The organism is Blautia sp. TM10-2, assembly GCF_003480845.1.
Taxonomy (GTDB): Bacteria; Bacillota; Clostridia; order Lachnospirales; family Lachnospiraceae; genus Fusicatenibacter; species Fusicatenibacter saccharivorans.
In genome coordinates, this window is record NZ_QUJZ01000006.1 from 69,626 (window position 1) to 87,450 (window position 17,825).

Consider the following 17,825-nt stretch of genomic DNA (forward strand, 5'->3'; position numbering starts at 1 on the left):
AAGGATATGCACAAAATGAGAGCGGCTGTTCTGATTTTATTTCTTGCCTCATCGCTCGCGTTTGGCGGGTGCCTGATGCGGCAGCGAACCGGAAAAGACGGGAAAGGGCCAGAGATTTCGATGGATAACAGTGAAATTTCGGTCAGTATCCACGCGGATGAGGCGGAGCTTCTGTCCGGCGTGACGGCGTACGATGCGAAGGACGGCGATGTGACGGATTCGCTTGCGGTAGAACATATTTCCAACTTTATCGAAAAAGGGCGGCGGAAAATCAGCATCGTTGCCTTTGATTCGGACAACAATGTCACCCACGCGGAACGGGAAATGGTCTATAACGACTATACATCGCCGGTCTTTTCCCTGGATGGGCCGCTCCGGTTCAGTGTGAATGCAGATGACCTGACGGAAGGACTTTCCGCAGAGGACTGTCTGGACGGAACGATTACGGACCGCATCCGGCTCTCGTATCAGGATGAGATCAGCAGCACGCCCGGGCTGTATCAGGTAACGTATTCTGCTGCCAACCGTGCCGGGGATGTGACGAGTCTTCCGGTGACGGTGGAACTCTACGATCCGGCCGAGGAGAGCGGAAAGCCGCAGATTACTTTAAGCGAGTATCTGATCCATCTGGAACTGCAGCAGGCGTTTGATCCGAAGGATTATCTGGAGCAGGTGAATGTGGATCAGATGATGTATGAAAAAGGAGAGGACGATGAACTTCACGCGGTTTCCGCGGAAGACAAGATCCTTGGGGAAGAAAAACTTTCCATAGAGAATCCGGTTGACACCGGAAAGGAAGGTGTCTATGAAGTAACGTATACTGTGACATCGGAGGAGGGACAGACAAGCTCCATCCGCCTGATTGTCTGCGTCAATGAATGAGGAGGTTCCAGATGGGAGAATACGACAGAACAGGAAACGGACAGAACGGCGAAGCAGACTGGGATCTTCGGAGCATTCTGTGTGATATGGCAAAAAACTGGTGGATCATCCTTCTGATTGCCTGTTCGGCGGCGATGATAACCTACACGGTGCTGACGGCAGTCCATCGGGATCAGTACACGGTGAAAACCACGTTTGCCGTGATGGGGCGCGGCGAGAATGCAAATGCAGCATCGAGCCTTTCTTCGACGTATGAGATGACGCAGAAATTTCAGGCGATTCTGGAAAACAATATTTTAAAGAAAAAAGTGATGGAGGAGCTGGGATGCTCATCCTTTCCGGCGGACATGAGCGCTTCAATTGTGCCGGAATCCAATTTAATGGAGCTTTCCGTGACAGCCGATTCGCCGGAAACAGCCTTTCGGGTACTGCGGTCGGTGCTGAAGAATTACACAACCATTTCAGATTATATTATTCCCAATGTAGTATTGGAGACACTGCAGCAGCCGCAGGTTTCCGACAATCCGTCGAATCGGATTCCGACGGAAAAGTACGCTGCAATGGCATTTCTGGCGGCAGCGCTTGGTACGGCGGCGCTGGTGGGCTTCTTTTCCTTTCTGCGGGATACCGTCAAAAATGAAACGGAATTTGGCCGCAAGATTGATGCGGATCTGCTGGGAACCGTGTACCATGAAAAAAAGAGGAAAAACAGCTCCATGCTGATCACGAATCCGGCGCGGAGCTTTCCCTATGTGGAATCCCTGAAGCGCATTGCTTCCCGTGTGCGCGGAAGACTCGACCGGAGAGGGGGAAAAGTGCTGCTGGTGACCAGTGTGGCGGAAAATGAAGGAAAGTCAACGCTTGCCGCCAATCTGGCGCTTGCCCTTTCAGAGGAACAGAACCGTGTCCTTCTGCTGGACTGTGATTTTCGTCAGCCGGCGCTGTATAAGATTTTTGAACTTCCGCAAAAGGCCGGAAAAGATTTCGGACAGGTAGCAGTCGGAAAGGAGTCGGCGTCCAGCGTTTTTGAAAAATACAAGGATACGAATGTTTACATGGGCATCTGCCGGGAACGGCTGGAGGAACCGTCGGAAGCAGTCGGCGGTGAAATTTTCCGGCGGATTCTGGATACGTGCCGGACAAACATGGATTATATTATTCTGGATACGCCGCCGATGGGCGCGGCCGCGGATGCGGAGGAGCTTGTGGAGCTGGCTGATGGTGCGGTTCTTGCCGTTCGGCAGGACGGCGTGCTGACACGGGACATCAACGATGCCATCGACGCGCTGAACCAGAAAGAAGAAAAGGTCATCGGCTGTGTGTTCGGCAATGTTTATCCGGGATTCGGCGAGCGGATCGGAGGCAGCTATGGTTACGGTTACGGATACGGCGCCTATAGCAGGGCAGAACGATGAGAGGGAGCAAAAGAGCATGAACAGAGAAACGTATGAAACCTATTCCGCAGCGGAACCAGAGAAAATAGATCTGATCGCCTTTTTGGCGGAGTATTTCCAGGCGTTCCAGAAATTTTTCTTTGGTGTGCTGGCACTTGTAATCCTTGCAGGAGGCGGCTCCTTTCTGACGGCAAAGCTGCGGTATCAGCCGGTTTATGAGGCATATACATCGTTCGTGGTCGGATCGAACCGTGCGGTCGGTTATTCTTATTACGATAATGTAACGGCAGAGCAGCTTGGAAAGACCTTTCCGTATCTTGTGACAAGCGGCGTACTGAAGGATGTTGTAGCGCGGGATCTTGGAATCGGGGCGGTGACATCAGAAATTCAGGCGAGCGTGATGGAAAATACCAATCTTTTTACTATCCGTGTGCGGGACGCGTCACCGGAGACGGCGTATCGGGTGATGAAATCCGTTATCACGAATTATCCGGAGGTGGCAGAGTATATCATTGGTGCGACGACACTGACGGTGGTGGATGAAAGCGGTGTTCCGGCAGTGCCGGTTAACAGCCAGGATGCGTTGCGGGCCGGCACGTATGGTGCAGCAGCAGGACTTGCAGCGGCCTTCCTGCTGCTGTTCCTCTATGTGAGAACAAGAAAAACCATCCATTGGGCGGATGATATTAAGAAGCTGACGAATGCGGCATTCCTTGGAAATCTGCCGCAGGCGAAGATCAAAAAAAGAAGCAGCGTAAAGGAACAGACCATTACCATCTGCAATCCAAAAGTGCCGGATGCCTTCAAAGAGGCGGTGCAGCTGATCCGGACAAGGATGGAGGACAGAATAATCGGAAAAAGTGACTGCCCGGTCCTTCTTGTGACGAGTGCCGTGCCGGGGGAGGGAAAGACGACGGTTGCCGTGAACCTGGCGGAGGCGTTCGCGAAGAAGAAATACCGCGTAGTACTGCTGGACGGAGATCTGCGGAATCCTTCGGTGATGAAGTGTATGGGACTGATCGGACGGAAAGAGCGTGGAATTGCTGCCGTGCTGAAGGGACAGATGGATTGGGAGGAGGCACTTACCGACTGCCGGGATCTGACGCTGAAAATCCTGCCGGGAGCGGGAAGCACGCAGAATCCTGCAGGGCTGCTGCGCTCGGTACGGATGAAGACCATGATCGAAAGCCTGAAAGAAGAGGCCGATCTTCTGATCATCGACACGCCGCCGTGCGGAGTGCTTTCGGATGCGGCACTGTTCGGCGGAATTGCCGACGGAGCAGTTCTCGTGGTACATCAGGGAACAACGAAAGACCGGGAAGTCCGGCGCGCGCTGGAATTTTTCGAGGATTCGCAGATTCCGGTCTGCGGCTATGTGCTGAACGGCGTGCAGGAGGGCACGACGGGCTACGGATACAGCAGCTATGGCAGCTACGGGTATGGAAAATATGGTTACGGTTACGGAAAGTACGGCTATGGGAAAGAGAAGGAACGCCGGAACAGTGACCGGACAGCAAGGGAGCAGGGAGGAAAAGCATGAGGGAGAAGAAAAAAGGAGTTTATCAAAAGTATCTGAAAAATCTGTTGGACCGTCTGCTGGCGCTTGTGGGAACGGCAGCATTATCGTGGCTGCTGCTGGGAGTCGGCATTGCAGTCCGCCTGGATTCTCCGGGACCGGTGCTGTTCCGGCAGAAGCGGGTGGGCCGGAACGGGCAGTATTTTTACATATACAAGTTCCGCACGATGCGTATCGACACGCCGCATGATATGCCGACACATCTGCTGAACCATCCCGATTTCTTTATCACAAGAGTCGGACGCTTTCTCAGGAAAACATCCCTCGATGAGCTGCCGCAGCTCTTCAATATTTTAAAAGGCGACATGGCGCTCGTCGGTCCGCGTCCGGCGCTCTGGAATCAGGAGAATCTGATCTCTGAGCGGGAGCGGTACGGCGCAAACAGCGTCCGTCCGGGCCTCACCGGCTGGGCACAGATCCATGGGCGGGATGAACTTCCGATCCGGGAGAAAGCGGAACTGGACGGATATTATGTGCATCACATTGCATTAGGAATGGATCTCGAATGCCTCTGTAAGACAGCCGGCGCGGTACTGCGGCAGGATGGAATTCATGAGGGAATGATGGAAAACAGATGGCAGTAAATGGGGAAGAGAGAAGAAAAAAGTAAAAGCAGAGTGGAGGCTGTCGAAAACGAAAGAAAATTACTGGAAAATAATGAAAAAAGTAATTGCATATTAATGGGAAGATGATATAATTTGCAAAAGAAATAATGAAATAAGTAATTAAATGATGCGGGATATTACATGAAACGGGAAAGAGCAATGAAAAAACGACTTCTGATTGTAACAAACCATTCGTATATGTTCTGGCAGTTTCGAAGAGAACTGGCGGAAGCATTGCAGAAAGAGTATGAAGTGATTCTGGCGATGCCATTTGTCGGGCATGAAGAAGATTTCCAGAACATGGGAATCCAGTGCATTCCAATATCCATGAACCGCCGTGGGGTGAATCCATTTACGGAAGCAAAGCTGCTATGGGATTATGAGCGTCTGCTGAAAAAAGTGAAACCAGATCTTATACTCACCTATTCCATAAAACCGAATATCTACATAGGCCTGCTCAGCGGCCAAAAGCAAATTCCGTATTATGCCAATGTACAGAGGTTGGGAACAGCATTTCAAAAACCAGTCTTAACTGGGCTTGTTACAATTTTATATCGAAAAGCGTTCCAAAAAGTGAAATACGTCTTTTTTGAAAACAAAGAAAATGCCAGTGAATTTTGTAAAAGAAAAATCATATCCGCCGATCGCCAGATCGTCCTGGCCGGGGCAGGAATTAATCTGGAAAGATACAAAATGCAGCCTTATCCGAAGCACACACGAATCCATTTCCTGTATCTTGGACGAATTATGAAAGAAAAAGGAATCGACGAACTGTTTTATGCTGTCCGGCATCTGAAAAAAGAAAACGAAAACTTTGTCCTTGATCTGGTTGGTTTTTTTGAAGATGAATACAAAGAGCAGGTAAAAGAACTGGAAAAACACAGCATCGCCCATTTCTACGGCTTTCAGTCGGATCCACGTCCGTTTTACATAGAAGCAGACTGCGTAGTGCTCCCCAGTTACCATGAGGGAATGAGTAATGTCCTTTTAGAAGCCGCCGCCACAGGCCGCCCAGTCGTCACAAGCAATATTCCGGGGTGCAGGGAGAGCGTAGAAAATGGGAAAAGCGGTCTGCTGGTTGAGGTAAAAAATAAAGAGATGCTGTATGACGCAATGAAAGAGATGCTGCATTGCAGCAGAGAAGAACGAGAGCAGATGGGACAGGCGGGGAGAGAGAAGATGGAGAGAGAGTTTCGGAAAGAAGTTGTGGTGGAGAAAACAGTGCAGAGTCTGCGAGGGGATGAAAAAAGAGACTTTTAGTAAAACAAAAGGAGAGATGTGAAAGATGTCCATAACGAACTATTGGTTTCAATTAATTTGGATTTTGACAGCAGGGATAATTCTGACAAGATTTCTGCCGAAAAAGCAGGAGATCGTTATGGGAAGGATCGAAGAAAGATGGCAGATGGCACCGGCGGTGCTGCTGGTGATTCCGTACATAATAGCAGCAGCATTACGATCTGATAATTTTGGAGACACCTATGCATACCGGAGAGTTTTCAGCGAAGCACCGAATAGGCTAGCTGAGCTCCCATTCTATCTTCAGGGAATAAAAAAAGATAAAGGTTTTTCCGTTTTCATGGTGGTTTTAAAAAGCTTTATTGGAAATTCATCTGTTTGTTTTTTTCTGATCATAGCTGCAATACAAATGTTATGCATGGCATTTATCTACCGGAAATATAGTGAAAACTATTGGATGAGTATATTTATTTTTGTTGCAGGAACGGATTACATGTCCTGGTGTCAGAATGGTATTCGCCAGTTTTTGGCAATTGCAATTATTATGGCGGGATTTCCATTGCTTCTGAAAAGAAAATATGTATCACTGACAGTAATTATCCTGTTAGGGGCAACGTTCCATGCGTCAGCGCTTCTTATGGTACCGATTATCTTTATTGTGCAGGGGAAAGCATGGAATAAAAAGAGTGTGCTGTGTATTTTAGGATGCATTTTAATACTGATATTTGTAAACAGGTTTACAGATGGGATGAACGATGCGCTGTCAAATACACAGTATTCTAATATGGTAACGGACTGGAAAGAGTGGGAGGATAATGGAACCAATCCAATCAGAGTATTCGTCTATTCTATTCCTATGATTTTTTCTGTGGTTGGACGCAGGCAGATCAAAGAAGCGGATAACCCGGTAGTTAACATTATGACAAACTTCTCAATCCTAACAAGTGGAATTGCAGTTGTATCGATGAAAACTTCCGGTATATTCATAGGACGGCTGATTTCTTATGGATCTGTGTATTCTGCGTCCATTTTGCTTCCCTGGGAAATGGAAAATATTTTTACAGAGAATTCGGCGAAAATTATAAAAAGTGCTGCTGTTTTGGGATATATTGGATTCTTTTATTATCAGATGCATTTTATATGGGGGCTTATATGAAAAATCCAGAGATCAGTGTAATTATGGGAATGTATAACTGTGCGGATACGCTGTCAGAAGCAATTGAATCGATTTTAAACCAGACAATGAAAGAATGGGAGTTGATTATGTGCGATGATGGATCATCCGATGCAACGTACGAAGTGGCAGAGCTTTATAGGAAAAGATATCCGGAAAAAATGATCTTACTGAGAAACAGAGAAAACAGGGGACTTAATTATACCTTGAACCGATGTCTGAAAGCGGCCAAAGGAAAGTACATTGCAAGAATGGATGGGGATGATATCTGTCTGCCGGAACGATTTGCGGCTGAATATGAAACATTGGAAACAGAGAAAACAATTTCAATCGTAAGCACAGATATGGGATATTTTGATCAAACAGGAATATGGGGAAAGATAAGTCATCCGGAATATCCAAAGAAAAAGGATTTTCTGTATGGATCTCCGTTTTGCCATGCACCATGTATGGTAAGAAAAGAAGCATACGATGCAGTGGATGGATACACAGAGAAAAAAAGTATTTTACGGGTAGAAGATTATCATTTATGGATAAAAATGTATGAGGCGGGATACAGAGGTAAAAATATTCCAAAACAGCTTTATCTCATGCGGGATGACAGAGCAGCATATAAGAGAAGAAAGCTTCGATACAGAATAAATGAGGCCTACGTAAAAGGAATAGCGGTCCGAAAACTGGGGCTGCCGATAAGCGGATACCTATATACGATGCGGCCAATTCTTGTGGGAATTTTGCCAGAGAAAGTCTATGACTATTTTCATAAAAGAAAATTAGAAAGCAATGCAGGAATGATAGCCAGTGAATAAAAGATGTGATAGAAAGGGATGGATACATGATACCGAAGAAAATACATTATTGTTGGTTTGGGAAAGGGAAGAAATCCCGATTGGCTTTAAAGTGCATAGAAAGCTGGCATCAGTATTGCCCGGACTATGAAATGATCGAATGGAATGAAGAAAATTTTGACATAGACATGAATGGATATACACGAATGTGCTATGCGGAAAAAAAATATGCATATTTAAGCGATTATGTCAGACTTTGGGCGGTGGAAAAGTATGGAGGGATCTATTTGGATACAGACGTGGAAGTGATTCGGCCACTGGAAAAGCTATTGCAGGAAGATGCATATTTCGGATTTGAAAATAAGCGGTATGTAAATACGGGACTGGGATTTGGATCCGCTGCGCATGGAGCAGTGCTTCGGGCGATGCTGAAGGAATATGATGTGCTGCTGGATGGAAAGAATGGAGTAAGAATGTGTCCGGAACTGAATACAAAAGCATTGACCGCATTAGGCTTAAAACAGAATGGGCAGAAACAAAAAATATGGGAAGCGGCAGTGTATCCGGTGAATGTTTTGAATCCATATGACAGTGCAACGGGAAAGCTGGAAAAAACAGCAGATACGGTTTCTATTCACTGGTATGCGGCATCCTGGATGAACACAGCACAAAAATTACGAGGGAAGATAACAAGACCGATTCATAGGATTTGGGGAGTAGATGTATTTAAGAGGTTTCGAATATGAAGAGAACAATGTTAATTGTATCACATGCATTGGAATTGGGTGGTGCGGAAAGAAGTCTGATAGGATTTTTAGAAGCACTGGATGAAAGCAAATGGGAAATAGATCTTTTTTTGCTTCGTCAGGAAGGAGAATTAATGGATGCGATTCCGGATAAAGTCCATCTGCTTCCGCAAAAAGCTGCGTATACAGTTTTGGCGCACCCAATGAAGGCAACTTTAAAAGAGGGACATGTTTTATTAACAATGGCAAGGCTATATGGAAAAACAGCGGCGGTGATTTATGATCATAAGCATAATTACCGAGACAGTGATGTGAACTTAGAATATAGCTATAAATATACCAGCCCTTTTATGCCGCGAATACAACCCCAAAAGGAGTATGATCTGGCGGTAAGTTTTCTGACACCACATTATATTGTAACGAAGAAAGTAAATGCCAAGAAAAAGATCGCATGGATCCATACGGACTATTCCCAGGTGCAGATTGATATTTTATCCGAAACAAAAATGTGGAAGGCATATGATTATATCGCATCTATCTCAGAGGCAGTTACAAAAGAATTTTTGAAGAAATTTCCTACATTAAAAAATAGAATTATATTGATAAAAAATATTTTGCCGGAACAGCTCATCAAAAGACAGGCAGAAAGTTTTTCGGTGGAAAAAGAAATGAATGCATCGGGGATAAAAATATTGTCAATTGGCAGGTTCTGCTATGCTAAAAATTTTGATAATGTGCCGGATATCTGTCGGCAAATCAGGCAGAATGGATTGGAAGTAACCTGGTATTTAATTGGTTTTGGAAAAAATGAAAAGCAAATCCGTAAAAGAATATGTGAGACAGGAATGAAACAATATGTAAAAATTCTGGGGAAAAAAGAGAATCCATATCCATATATCAGGGCGTGTGATGTTTATGTGCAGCCATCAAGATATGAGGGGAATTGTGTAGCTGTAAGGGAAGCTCAAATGCTTGGAAAACCGGTGATTATTACGGGATATCCAACAGCAGAAAGTCAGCTGAGAAACGGAATAGATGGAATCATAGTGCCGCTGGAAAACAGAGCGTGTGGAGAAAAAATCAGTGAAATATTACGGGAACCGAAGCGGCTTGAAAAGCTGGTGCAGGAGTGCAGGAAAAAGGATTATTCTAACAGGCAGGAAATCAACAAAATAGAGTGTATTTGCAGAGGATAGAAATGAGAATACGAATTATCACTTGCTATGATGTATATAATGCAGGCGCAAGCTTACAGGCATATGCATTAATGCAATATTTGAAAGACTGCGGTCATGAGGTGAAAATTATTGACTATAAGCCGGACTACCTAAGCAGGCATTATAGTCTGAAAGCGGTAAATAATCCAGAATATGACAGGGCAGGAATTCGAGAGATTTATTTGCTGGTGAAGATGCCAGGAAGAATAAAAAAATTATTCAGTAAAAGAAAATATAGATTTGATGCTTTCCGGAAAAATGCGTTAGAACTGACAGATACAACATATAGAACGTGTGAAGAACTAAAAAATATAGAAGAAGCAGACCTGTATCTGGCAGGGAGCGATCAGATATGGAATCCAATCTTTCCAAATGGAAAAGATCCTGCATTCTTTCTGCAATTTACGGAAAAGGGAAGAAGGGCATCGTATGCGGCGAGTTTTGCAGTTGATGCGTTAAAAGAAGAAGACCGACAGCGTATGAAGGAATGGCTTAAATCCTTTGATGCTGTTTCGGTCAGAGAGCAGACAGGAGCTGCATTGGTGAAGCAAATGGGACTTCAGTCTCAAAGAAATTGTGATCCCGTTTTTTTGCTGAAACAGTGTCAGTGGAAAAAAATATTGCCGGAAACAGAGACGAATAAAAAGTATGTGCTGCTTTATGATTTTGATAAAAACTGCGTGGCAGAGGAAATTGCGGAAAAAATTTCTAAAAAAACAAAAACAGAGATCTGGTCGGTTTTTAAAACAGAAATCTGTGACAAAGTATGTGCAGATATTGGGCCGTTGGAATTTGTAAATTTAATTTTAAATGCGGAAGCTGTAGTTTCTAATTCATTTCATGCAACAGTGTTTGCAATAATTTTCCATAAAGAATTTTTTGTGATCGAAAGAAAAGAACGTATCAATACGCGGGTGAATGATTTATTGAAAGTATTTGGAGTGGAGGACAGGAAGATGGATCATGTGAAAAAACTGCAGACAGCAAAAAAGATAAACTGGCAAAGGATCGAGTTCATCCTGCAGAAAGAGAGGAAAGAAGCAGAAGAATATTTAGCGAAAATAACAGGAGAAAAGAAAAATGAATAGGCCGATAATATCTGTTGTTATCCCCGTTTATAACGTCGAAGCCTACATAGAACGTTGTGTAAACAGCGTGCGGAATCAAACGGTAGAAAATATAGAAATCATATTGATTGATGATGGATCACCGGATCAGAGTCCGGTTTTATGTGATCAATATGCGGAAAAAGATAGAAGAGTGCGAGTGATTCATAAAAAAAATGGAGGACTTGCGTCTGCAAGAAACAGGGGAATAACAGTGGCAACTGGAAAATATATTTTCTTTTTGGACAGTGATGACTGGCTGGAAAAAGACGGTCTGCAGCAGCTCTATGAGCTGGCGCAGAAATATCAGGTAGATTTCGTCAGATATAGAGCATTTCGGACAGAATGGCCAGGGATGGAAAGAAATGTTCCATGTCGAGTGGAAACAGTAAGAGAAATGCAGGGAGGAATTTATGATAGAAAGAGAATTTTACAAGAAATATATCCAAGACTGCTGGCTACGAGGCAATTAACTTTGGGACCTGTTGTTGGGGCATGGGGAGCATTGTATAGAACGGATTTTTTGAAGAAAAATCAGATATTTTTTTTCGAAGAGATTAAGTTTAGTGAAGACATCCTTTTCAGTGCAAAAGTGATTTTATGTACACAAAAATTTTACTATAAAGAAGAAGCCGGAATTTATCATTACTGGTATAATCCAGATTCTATTTCGAAATCATTTCGAGAGGGAAGATGGGAATCGTGTAAGAAAATAATAGAACATGCAGAGATAGAATTCAAAAATAGAAAAGAGTATTGTTTTGAGCAGCAATTGAACTGGCTGACATGGTTTGTTATATTAGTTGGACTGAAGGAAAGAGGTAAAATGACAGACAGGAGTGAGAGAAAAGTGTATTGTAGGAAACTACTGAACGATCCTGTAGTGAGAAGATGTCCATTAAAAATACAGGAATTTGATGTGCCCGAAAAACAAAAAATATTGTTGTATATGATAAAGAAAAACTGGTGGTGGATATTCAGCCTGATTTAAAGGGAGGTTGAAAATGATTTTTAAAAGAATAGCGGCATGGATTGCTTATGAGATACGGGAAGAAAAGATTACACTTTCTTCACAGGATGCGAAGAGAATACTGATGGATGTTGCACCGCCCGTGTCGCCGGATGTATTTTCTGAAAACAGGAGCAGAGAGATTCGATATGATCTCACGATTATAGTGCCTGTATATAACTCGGAAAACTGGCTGAAGGAATGTATGGAGTCGATCGTCCTGCAAAAAACAAAATATTCCTTTCAGATAATTGCAATTGACGATGGATCGACGGATCGAAGCGGGCAAATTTTAAATCAATACATAAAAAATCCATGTGTAGAAGTTATTCGGCAGGAGAATAAAGGGTATTCGGGTGCAAGAAATGCAGGACTTGAAAGAGTAAAAAGCAAATACATTATGTTTGTTGATTCGGATGATGTTTTATTACCGAATGCAATAGAGTGTTTGCTGTCAAAAGCGTATCTGGAAGATGCGGATATTGTAGAGGGAAATGGCTATCGCTTTGATAAAAATGGTTTTCTTGGAATGATAAAAAAAGAACATTTGCCAAAAGAAAGAAATCAATATTGGGGAGGCCCCTGTTTAAAGGTGATGAAAGCAAAACTGTGGGAAGAATTGAAATTTCCGGAGGGCTATTGGTATGAGGATGCAATTATCGGAGCTGTGATTTTTCCAATGGCGAATAAAGTGGATTGTTTGTCTGATGTAGTGTATGCATATCGAATTCATGGAGAGAGTATTACACAGAAGCATGATGAAAATCCAAAAAGAGTAGATTCTTATTGGATTATGCTGTTAATGGCTGAGATTCAAAAGAAAATGGAGATTCCTTTTGACTACGAGAATTATCAAAGGGTAATGAGACAGATTGTATTTACCTGCCGGAGGATTGTTATGCTGCCGGAAAAAATAAAAAAGGCTGTATTTGCAGGGGAATGTGAATTTGTCTGTACTAATTTTAAAGAGTATTTGAAAAAAAAGGACAGATATTATTTTCTTGCAAAAGCAATTTTAAATAAAGATTATGCAAAATATTCTATTTATTGCCAGGAGTTTATATGATACCGAAAAAAATTCATTATTGTTGGTTTGGGGAAAACGAAAAACCATTGCTGGTAATTGAATGTATTAAGAGCTGGCAGAAATATTGTCCGGATTATGAAATTATGGAATGGAACAGCAAGAATTATGATGTTCATAAAAATAAATATATGGAGCAGGCGTATCAGGCAAAACGCTGGGGGTTTGTATCTGATTATGCCAGACTGGATATTATTTACCAGTATGGAGGAATCTATCTTGATACGGATGTTGAACTAATTCGATCACTGGATGATTTGTTAGAAACAGATGGCTATATCGGATTTGAGAAGAAAGTGGATGAAGAATGTGATGAGGTTTATGTGAATACGGGACAGGGGTTTGGCGCATCTGCTTTTCATCCGGTCGTGAAGGCGATGATGGATATTTATAAAGAGATTGATTTTGTTGAGCAGGAAAAAGAAAATTTAAAAACGTGTCCTTATTATAACACAGCGGCACTGGTAAAACTGGGAATGAAGAAAGAAAATGTGGAACAGGAAATTTGTAAGTTTCATATTTATCCAGCAGAGTATTTCTGCCCGATCAATTGGAAAAGTCATAAGTGTGAATTGACAGATAATACATATTCGATTCATCATTTTAAAGCATCATGGCTTACAGAAAAAGAAAAGAAAAAAAGAAAATATCTAAGAAATATGGACTGTATGATTCATCTGCCGAACAGAATATGCAGAAGTATTTTAGGAAAAGAGAGGTATGAGAGCATAAAGGAAAAAATAAAATGGAAAGGATAGCGTATGGATGTTTCAATTATTATTGTTAATTACAATTCCATAGACTTAACAATCGATTGTGTCAATTCAATATTTCAACAAACTGCGGATGTAAAATTTGAGATTATTATCGTGGATAATGCATCAAAGAACAAAGAAGCAGAAAGATTACAGGCGGAATTTGAAAACAGCGTTAAGATGATAGAGACAGAAACAAATCTTGGATTTGGAAAAGCGAACAATCTGGGAACAAAATACGCAGCGGGGGATTATGTATTTTTTCTTAATCCCGATACGGTTTTGATGAACAATGCAGTAAAAATTTTATGGGAAGAGATGAAAAACAATCCAGATATGGGATGTACAGGCGGAAATTTATATACACCGGAGAGAATGCCGTGTCCGTCTTTTTGTTTAAGGTTTGATGATTTGGGAACGGAAAAGAGATATGCATCCTGGCGGTATTTGATGCTGTCAAAAGCAGAACAAAAATTATACAGAAAACATCTTGCATTGCAGATACGAAGAAAAGATTTTAACGATACGAATCAAAAGATAGAAGTTGCCTATATATTTGGGGCAGACATGATGGTGAAGAAAAAACTCTTTGAGCAGTTGGGAGGATTTGATGAGGATTTTTTTATGTATGCAGAGGAGGAAGAGCTGTCTTGGAGAATTAAAAAAAGAGGTGAAAAAATTTATAATATACCACAGGCAAAGATTATTCATCTGGAGGGAGCGACTTTAGAGAAACAGCATGATTTTAATGAAAAACAATTCACCCTTCGAATAAATGGAACGATGACGTATTTCTGGAAACGATATGGGAGAGAAGGCATATATCAATTTTATAAATTTCGTGCATTAAGATATCAGAGACTCAAAAAAATTGCTGAGATTCAGAAGAAAAGCGGTGTGAGCTTTCAGTTTGAAACTCGTTTGAGATGTCTTTTGGAATGTTTTGAAAAAATCATGGAAAAAACAGAAGGTGAGGGGAAGAAAAATGGCAGAAGTTAAGGATGGGAAAGGAGTTAAGCTGATTGCATTTTACCTGCCTCAGTTTCATGCAATACCATTGAACGACCAATGCTGGGGCAAGGGGTTTACCGAATGGACAAATGTACGAAAAGCACAAGCATTATTTTCCGGGCATGATCAGCCCAAAATCCCACTGGACCTTAACTATTATGATTTAATGGATGATCAGGTAAAGATCTGGCAGAGTAATCTGGCAAAAAAATATGGGATTTTCGGATTTTGCTATTATCATTATTGGTTTAAACATGGTGAGAAGTTGTTGGAAAAACCGGCGGAACAAATGCTGAAAAACAAAAAAATAGAGATCCCATTTTGCTTTTGCTGGGCCAATGAAAACTGGAGTAAGAACTGGGATGGTGGAGATCAGGAAATCATCATGGAGCAGGATTATGGCGGAAAAGAAGAGTGGGAACGGCACTTTCAGTATCTGCTGAATTTTTTTCAAGATGAACGATATATAACAGTAGATGGGTGCCCATTGCTCGTTGTTTATAAGCCGGAACAAATGATCGATATTTATAAGATGGCATCGTATTTTAGAAGAAGAGCAAAAGAAGAAGGCTTTCCGGATTTATGTCTGGCATTTCAATTTCCGGCGTATTATTCAGATATGTATTACAGAAACGATATTTTTGATTATCAAATTGAATTTGAGCCTGTATATTCACGAAATATCGAAAGCCAGGAGCTGCCTGGAACAAGCAGAAAAATTTCTTTGATCAGAAACTTTTGTGGAGAGGAAATGGTGTCGTTTTATCGAAAATGTCGAAAGAAGAAAGGAAGAATGTATTGGAAGAAAGAGCAGAGTCTGGGAATGTATTTTTACGATGAGATATGGGATTTGATTTTAAATGCGAAATGGAAGAAAAATTTTTGGCCGGGGTGTTTTGTGGATTGGGATAATACGCCAAGAAATAAACATGGAGTTATGGTCAGTGGATTTTCCGTAGAAAAGTTTGCTGAATATATGAAAATACTGGTACAAAGAGCACGGAAAGAGGAAAAGCCGGTAATATTTATTAATGCATGGAATGAATGGGGAGAAGGTGCTTTTCTGGAACCGGACACAAGATATCAGTATCGAAAGCTTGAAGCAATAAAAGAAGCATTAGAATAGGGAAAAGGGTAAATGAGAAATATAATTTCCGAAAAGAATGAGACAAATTGCTGTGGATGTGGAGCCTGCAGTAAATGCTGCCCCAGACATGCGATTTACATGGAAGAGGATGAAAATGGTTTTGATTATCCTAAAATAGATGAATCGAAGTGTACGGAGTGCGGAAAATGTTTAAAAGTCTGCAGTTTTGAGAAAAAAGAGCAATCACGAAAAGAAACGTATGCGGCACAGGCAAAGGACGCTGATCTGGAAGAAAATGCTTCGGGGGGAATCTTTACCGTGCTGGCGCAGGAAGTGCTAAAAAGAAAAGGAATTGTCTATGGATGTGCTATGCTTTATGAAAACCAAAACTTAGTAATAAAACATATCGGGATAGATAAAATAGAGGAACTTTGTAAATTAAAGGATTCAAAATATGTACAAAGCAATTTGGAAAATGTATATGTTGAAATTAAGCGGCATCTGGAACATAACGAGACTGTGTTGTTTAGTGGAACGCCTTGTCAGATAGCAGGACTGAGAGGATACCTTCAGAGAACGTATGCAAATTTATATACAATAGAAATTATATGTCATGGTGTACCGAGCGCAAAATTATTCCAGAATTATTTAGGATACATAGAATCGAAAGAAGGAAAAAAAATAGCAGGATTTTATTTTCGAGATAAAAGCAGCGGGTGGAAGTTATACGGAAAAATGATATTGGAGAACAGGGATGGAAGTCAGAAAGAAAGATATTTTGAACCGGAAGAAAGCTCCTATTATCAAATGTTTTTAAATGGATACACATACCGGAAAAGCTGCTATTTTTGTCCGTTTGCATCAGAATATCGTCAGGGTGATATTACCATAGGAGATTATTGGGGGATAGAGCTGGTGCACCCGGAATATTTGAAAAAATATGGAGGTGAAATAGAGAAAGAAAAAGGAGTCTCCTGTCTGATTGTGAATAATGATCAGGGAAGGACTATGCTTGCGAAATATGGAAGTAACATTATAAAATATCCGTCATCTTATCAGCGGGCAGCAAAATATAATGCACAGCTGGTACAGCCGTCTGTACTGAAACGGCAGCGGGAGAAAGTAATGAAACTGCAAAAACAGAACTATGCATGTGTGGAACGGTGGTATCAGAAACGAAGAAACAGAATTCTGTTTGTGAGAAAACTTCGTTTCATGATACCGAAAAGAATCAAAATATTTATAAGAAAAATCAAAGTTTAAGGTTAGAGAGAAAAAGATGGAACAACAATTTAAAACAGTTATTACGGCAAATTCAAAATGGATCAATCTTCATTTAAAGGAAACATATGAGTATAGAGACCTGATTTTTTTATTTGTGAGAAGAGATTTTGTTTCAAAATATAAACAGACAATTTTAGGGCCTTTGTGGGCGGTGATACAGCCCCTGTTAACAACCATAGTGTTCACTGTGATTTTTGGTTCACTGGCAAACCTGACTACGCTGGATGTGAAAGCGACAGAAGAAACCGTAATTCCGGCATTTCTGTTCTATATGGCAGGTACGATCTGCTGGAGCTATTTTTCATCGACGGTCAGCAGTACGGCAAACACATTTATAACAAACAGTTCTATTATGGGAAAGGTATATTTTCCAAGGCTGGTATCTCCGGCAGCGTCAACCATATCTAATTTGATTTCCTTCGGTATTCAATTTGCCATGTTTTTGATTTTTTTGCTGTATTTTATATGGAAAGGGAAAATGGAAATTCGATTGTCCGGGTATCTCTTTCTATTTCCAATATTGATCATTCAGATGATGATGCTGGCGATGGGAGTTGGAATTATTGTTTCAGCGCTTACAACAAAATATCGTGATTTGGCGATGCTGATAGGCTTTGGATTACAATTATGGCAGTATGGAACGCCAGTTGCATATGGATTGCGGCTTGTACCTGAAAAATATATGAAGATTTATATGCTGAATCCAATGACGCCGATCATCACTTCATTCCGCTATATTTTTTTCGGAACAGGATATTTTCATGCAGGATACTATGGAGTGGGGTGGGGAAACACAATGATCTTATTTGTACTTGGAATTGTGTTATTCAATAAAGTGGAAAGAACATTTATGGATACCATTTAAGGA

General features: G+C 41.7%; 17 protein-coding genes. All 17 read left to right on the forward strand.

Translation table 11 applies throughout. The features are described 5' to 3' along the window. Positions 1-6 precede the first annotated feature (6 nt). The 17 genes from DXD92_RS07400 (at position 7) to DXD92_RS07480 (ending at position 17,822) form a co-directional block, all read left to right on the forward strand. A complete protein-coding gene (locus DXD92_RS07400; RefSeq protein WP_118640340.1) occupies positions 7-882 on the forward strand; it encodes a DUF5011 domain-containing protein in 876 nt (291 codons plus the stop codon). A gap of 11 nt (positions 883-893) precedes the next feature. Continuing rightward, entirely contained in the window at positions 894-2,297 is a 1,404-nt protein-coding gene (locus DXD92_RS07405; protein WP_158576263.1) for a polysaccharide biosynthesis tyrosine autokinase, read from the forward strand. Positions 2,298-2,313: 16 nt separating this feature from the next. Next, positions 2,314-3,816: a polysaccharide biosynthesis tyrosine autokinase gene (locus DXD92_RS07410; RefSeq protein WP_158576264.1), complete on the forward strand. Its 1,503-nt coding sequence runs from the start codon at positions 2,314-2,316 to the stop codon at positions 3,814-3,816. Beyond that, positions 3,813-4,436 (forward strand): sugar transferase, encoded by a 624-nt coding sequence (locus DXD92_RS07415; RefSeq protein WP_118640343.1) that lies wholly within the window; start codon positions 3,813-3,815, stop codon positions 4,434-4,436. Before DXD92_RS07410 ends, DXD92_RS07415 begins: the two co-directional genes overlap by 4 nt. A 180-nt stretch (positions 4,437-4,616) precedes the next feature. Beyond that, on the forward strand, positions 4,617-5,717 hold the full coding sequence (locus DXD92_RS07420) for a glycosyltransferase family 4 protein (protein WP_118640344.1): 1,101 nt from the start codon (positions 4,617-4,619) through the stop codon (positions 5,715-5,717). A 118-nt stretch (positions 5,718-5,835) separates the two neighbouring features. Beyond that, positions 5,836-6,852 carry an EpsG family protein gene (locus DXD92_RS07425; RefSeq protein ID WP_158579550.1) on the forward strand — a complete coding sequence of 339 codons (1,017 nt, stop codon included), beginning with the start codon at positions 5,836-5,838 and terminating at the stop codon, positions 6,850-6,852. Then, positions 6,849-7,679 (forward strand): glycosyltransferase family 2 protein, encoded by an 831-nt coding sequence (locus tag DXD92_RS07430; protein WP_118600897.1) that lies wholly within the window; start codon positions 6,849-6,851, stop codon positions 7,677-7,679. The genes DXD92_RS07425 and DXD92_RS07430 overlap by 4 nt, the downstream gene beginning before the upstream one ends. Positions 7,680-7,705: 26 nt before the next feature. Continuing rightward, positions 7,706-8,404: a glycosyltransferase family 32 protein gene (locus DXD92_RS07435; protein ID WP_199671268.1), complete on the forward strand. Its 699-nt coding sequence runs from the start codon at positions 7,706-7,708 to the stop codon at positions 8,402-8,404. Continuing rightward, the gene (locus DXD92_RS07440; protein WP_118600895.1) at positions 8,401-9,600 is read left to right on the forward strand and encodes a glycosyltransferase; all 1,200 of its coding nucleotides are present in this window, start codon (positions 8,401-8,403) and stop codon (positions 9,598-9,600) included. Before DXD92_RS07435 ends, DXD92_RS07440 begins: the two co-directional genes overlap by 4 nt. Before the next feature lie 2 nt (positions 9,601-9,602). Then, complete coding sequence (locus DXD92_RS07445; protein WP_118600894.1) at positions 9,603-10,709, forward strand: polysaccharide pyruvyl transferase family protein; 1,107 nt, start codon at positions 9,603-9,605, stop codon at positions 10,707-10,709. After that, a complete protein-coding gene (locus DXD92_RS07450) occupies positions 10,702-11,718 on the forward strand; it encodes a glycosyltransferase family 2 protein (protein ID WP_055220466.1) in 1,017 nt (338 codons plus the stop codon). Before DXD92_RS07445 ends, DXD92_RS07450 begins: the two co-directional genes overlap by 8 nt. Positions 11,719-11,731: 13 nt before the next feature. Then, on the forward strand, positions 11,732-12,802 hold the full coding sequence (locus tag DXD92_RS07455) for a glycosyltransferase family 2 protein (RefSeq protein WP_118600893.1): 1,071 nt from the start codon (positions 11,732-11,734) through the stop codon (positions 12,800-12,802). After that, positions 12,799-13,578: a glycosyltransferase family 32 protein gene (locus DXD92_RS07460; protein WP_118600892.1), complete on the forward strand. Its 780-nt coding sequence runs from the start codon at positions 12,799-12,801 to the stop codon at positions 13,576-13,578. The genes DXD92_RS07455 and DXD92_RS07460 overlap by 4 nt, the downstream gene beginning before the upstream one ends. A gap of 3 nt (positions 13,579-13,581) precedes the next feature. After that, positions 13,582-14,574, forward strand: a complete 993-nt coding sequence (locus DXD92_RS07465; RefSeq protein WP_118640345.1) for a glycosyltransferase family 2 protein — start codon at positions 13,582-13,584, stop codon at positions 14,572-14,574. Continuing rightward, positions 14,561-15,712 (forward strand): glycosyltransferase WbsX family protein, encoded by a 1,152-nt coding sequence (locus DXD92_RS07470; RefSeq protein ID WP_118600890.1) that lies wholly within the window; start codon positions 14,561-14,563, stop codon positions 15,710-15,712. Before DXD92_RS07465 ends, DXD92_RS07470 begins: the two co-directional genes overlap by 14 nt. Positions 15,713-15,724: 12 nt before the next feature. Continuing rightward, a complete protein-coding gene (locus DXD92_RS07475) occupies positions 15,725-16,936 on the forward strand; it encodes a Coenzyme F420 hydrogenase/dehydrogenase, beta subunit C-terminal domain (RefSeq protein WP_118600889.1) in 1,212 nt (403 codons plus the stop codon). A 16-nt stretch (positions 16,937-16,952) separates the two neighbouring features. Next, entirely contained in the window at positions 16,953-17,822 is an 870-nt protein-coding gene (locus DXD92_RS07480; protein ID WP_118600888.1) for an ABC transporter permease, read from the forward strand. Positions 17,823-17,825: the final 3 nt, after the last annotated feature.

Excerpts from the sequence above, each read along its gene's own strand:
- DXD92_RS07400 (WP_118640340.1), top strand. The coding sequence starts at position 7 with ATGCACAAAATGAGAGCGGCTGTTCTGATTTTATTTCTTGCCTCATCG.
- DXD92_RS07405 (WP_158576263.1), top strand. The coding sequence starts at position 894 with ATGGGAGAATACGACAGAACAGGAAACGGACAGAACGGCGAAGCAGAC.
- DXD92_RS07410 (WP_158576264.1), top strand. The coding sequence starts at position 2,314 with ATGAACAGAGAAACGTATGAAACCTATTCCGCAGCGGAACCAGAGAAA.
- DXD92_RS07415 (WP_118640343.1), top strand. The coding sequence starts at position 3,813 with ATGAGGGAGAAGAAAAAAGGAGTTTATCAAAAGTATCTGAAAAATCTG.
- DXD92_RS07420 (WP_118640344.1), top strand. The coding sequence starts at position 4,617 with ATGAAAAAACGACTTCTGATTGTAACAAACCATTCGTATATGTTCTGG.
- DXD92_RS07425 (WP_158579550.1), top strand. The coding sequence starts at position 5,836 with ATGGGAAGGATCGAAGAAAGATGGCAGATGGCACCGGCGGTGCTGCTG.
- DXD92_RS07430 (WP_118600897.1), top strand. The coding sequence starts at position 6,849 with ATGAAAAATCCAGAGATCAGTGTAATTATGGGAATGTATAACTGTGCG.
- DXD92_RS07435 (WP_199671268.1), top strand. The coding sequence starts at position 7,706 with ATGATACCGAAGAAAATACATTATTGTTGGTTTGGGAAAGGGAAGAAA.
- DXD92_RS07440 (WP_118600895.1), top strand. The coding sequence starts at position 8,401 with ATGAAGAGAACAATGTTAATTGTATCACATGCATTGGAATTGGGTGGT.
- DXD92_RS07445 (WP_118600894.1), top strand. The coding sequence starts at position 9,603 with ATGAGAATACGAATTATCACTTGCTATGATGTATATAATGCAGGCGCA.
- DXD92_RS07450 (WP_055220466.1), top strand. The coding sequence starts at position 10,702 with ATGAATAGGCCGATAATATCTGTTGTTATCCCCGTTTATAACGTCGAA.
- DXD92_RS07455 (WP_118600893.1), top strand. The coding sequence starts at position 11,732 with ATGATTTTTAAAAGAATAGCGGCATGGATTGCTTATGAGATACGGGAA.
- DXD92_RS07460 (WP_118600892.1), top strand. The coding sequence starts at position 12,799 with ATGATACCGAAAAAAATTCATTATTGTTGGTTTGGGGAAAACGAAAAA.
- DXD92_RS07465 (WP_118640345.1), top strand. The coding sequence starts at position 13,582 with ATGGATGTTTCAATTATTATTGTTAATTACAATTCCATAGACTTAACA.
- DXD92_RS07470 (WP_118600890.1), top strand. The coding sequence starts at position 14,561 with ATGGCAGAAGTTAAGGATGGGAAAGGAGTTAAGCTGATTGCATTTTAC.
- DXD92_RS07475 (WP_118600889.1), top strand. The coding sequence starts at position 15,725 with ATGAGAAATATAATTTCCGAAAAGAATGAGACAAATTGCTGTGGATGT.
- DXD92_RS07480 (WP_118600888.1), top strand. The coding sequence starts at position 16,953 with ATGGAACAACAATTTAAAACAGTTATTACGGCAAATTCAAAATGGATC.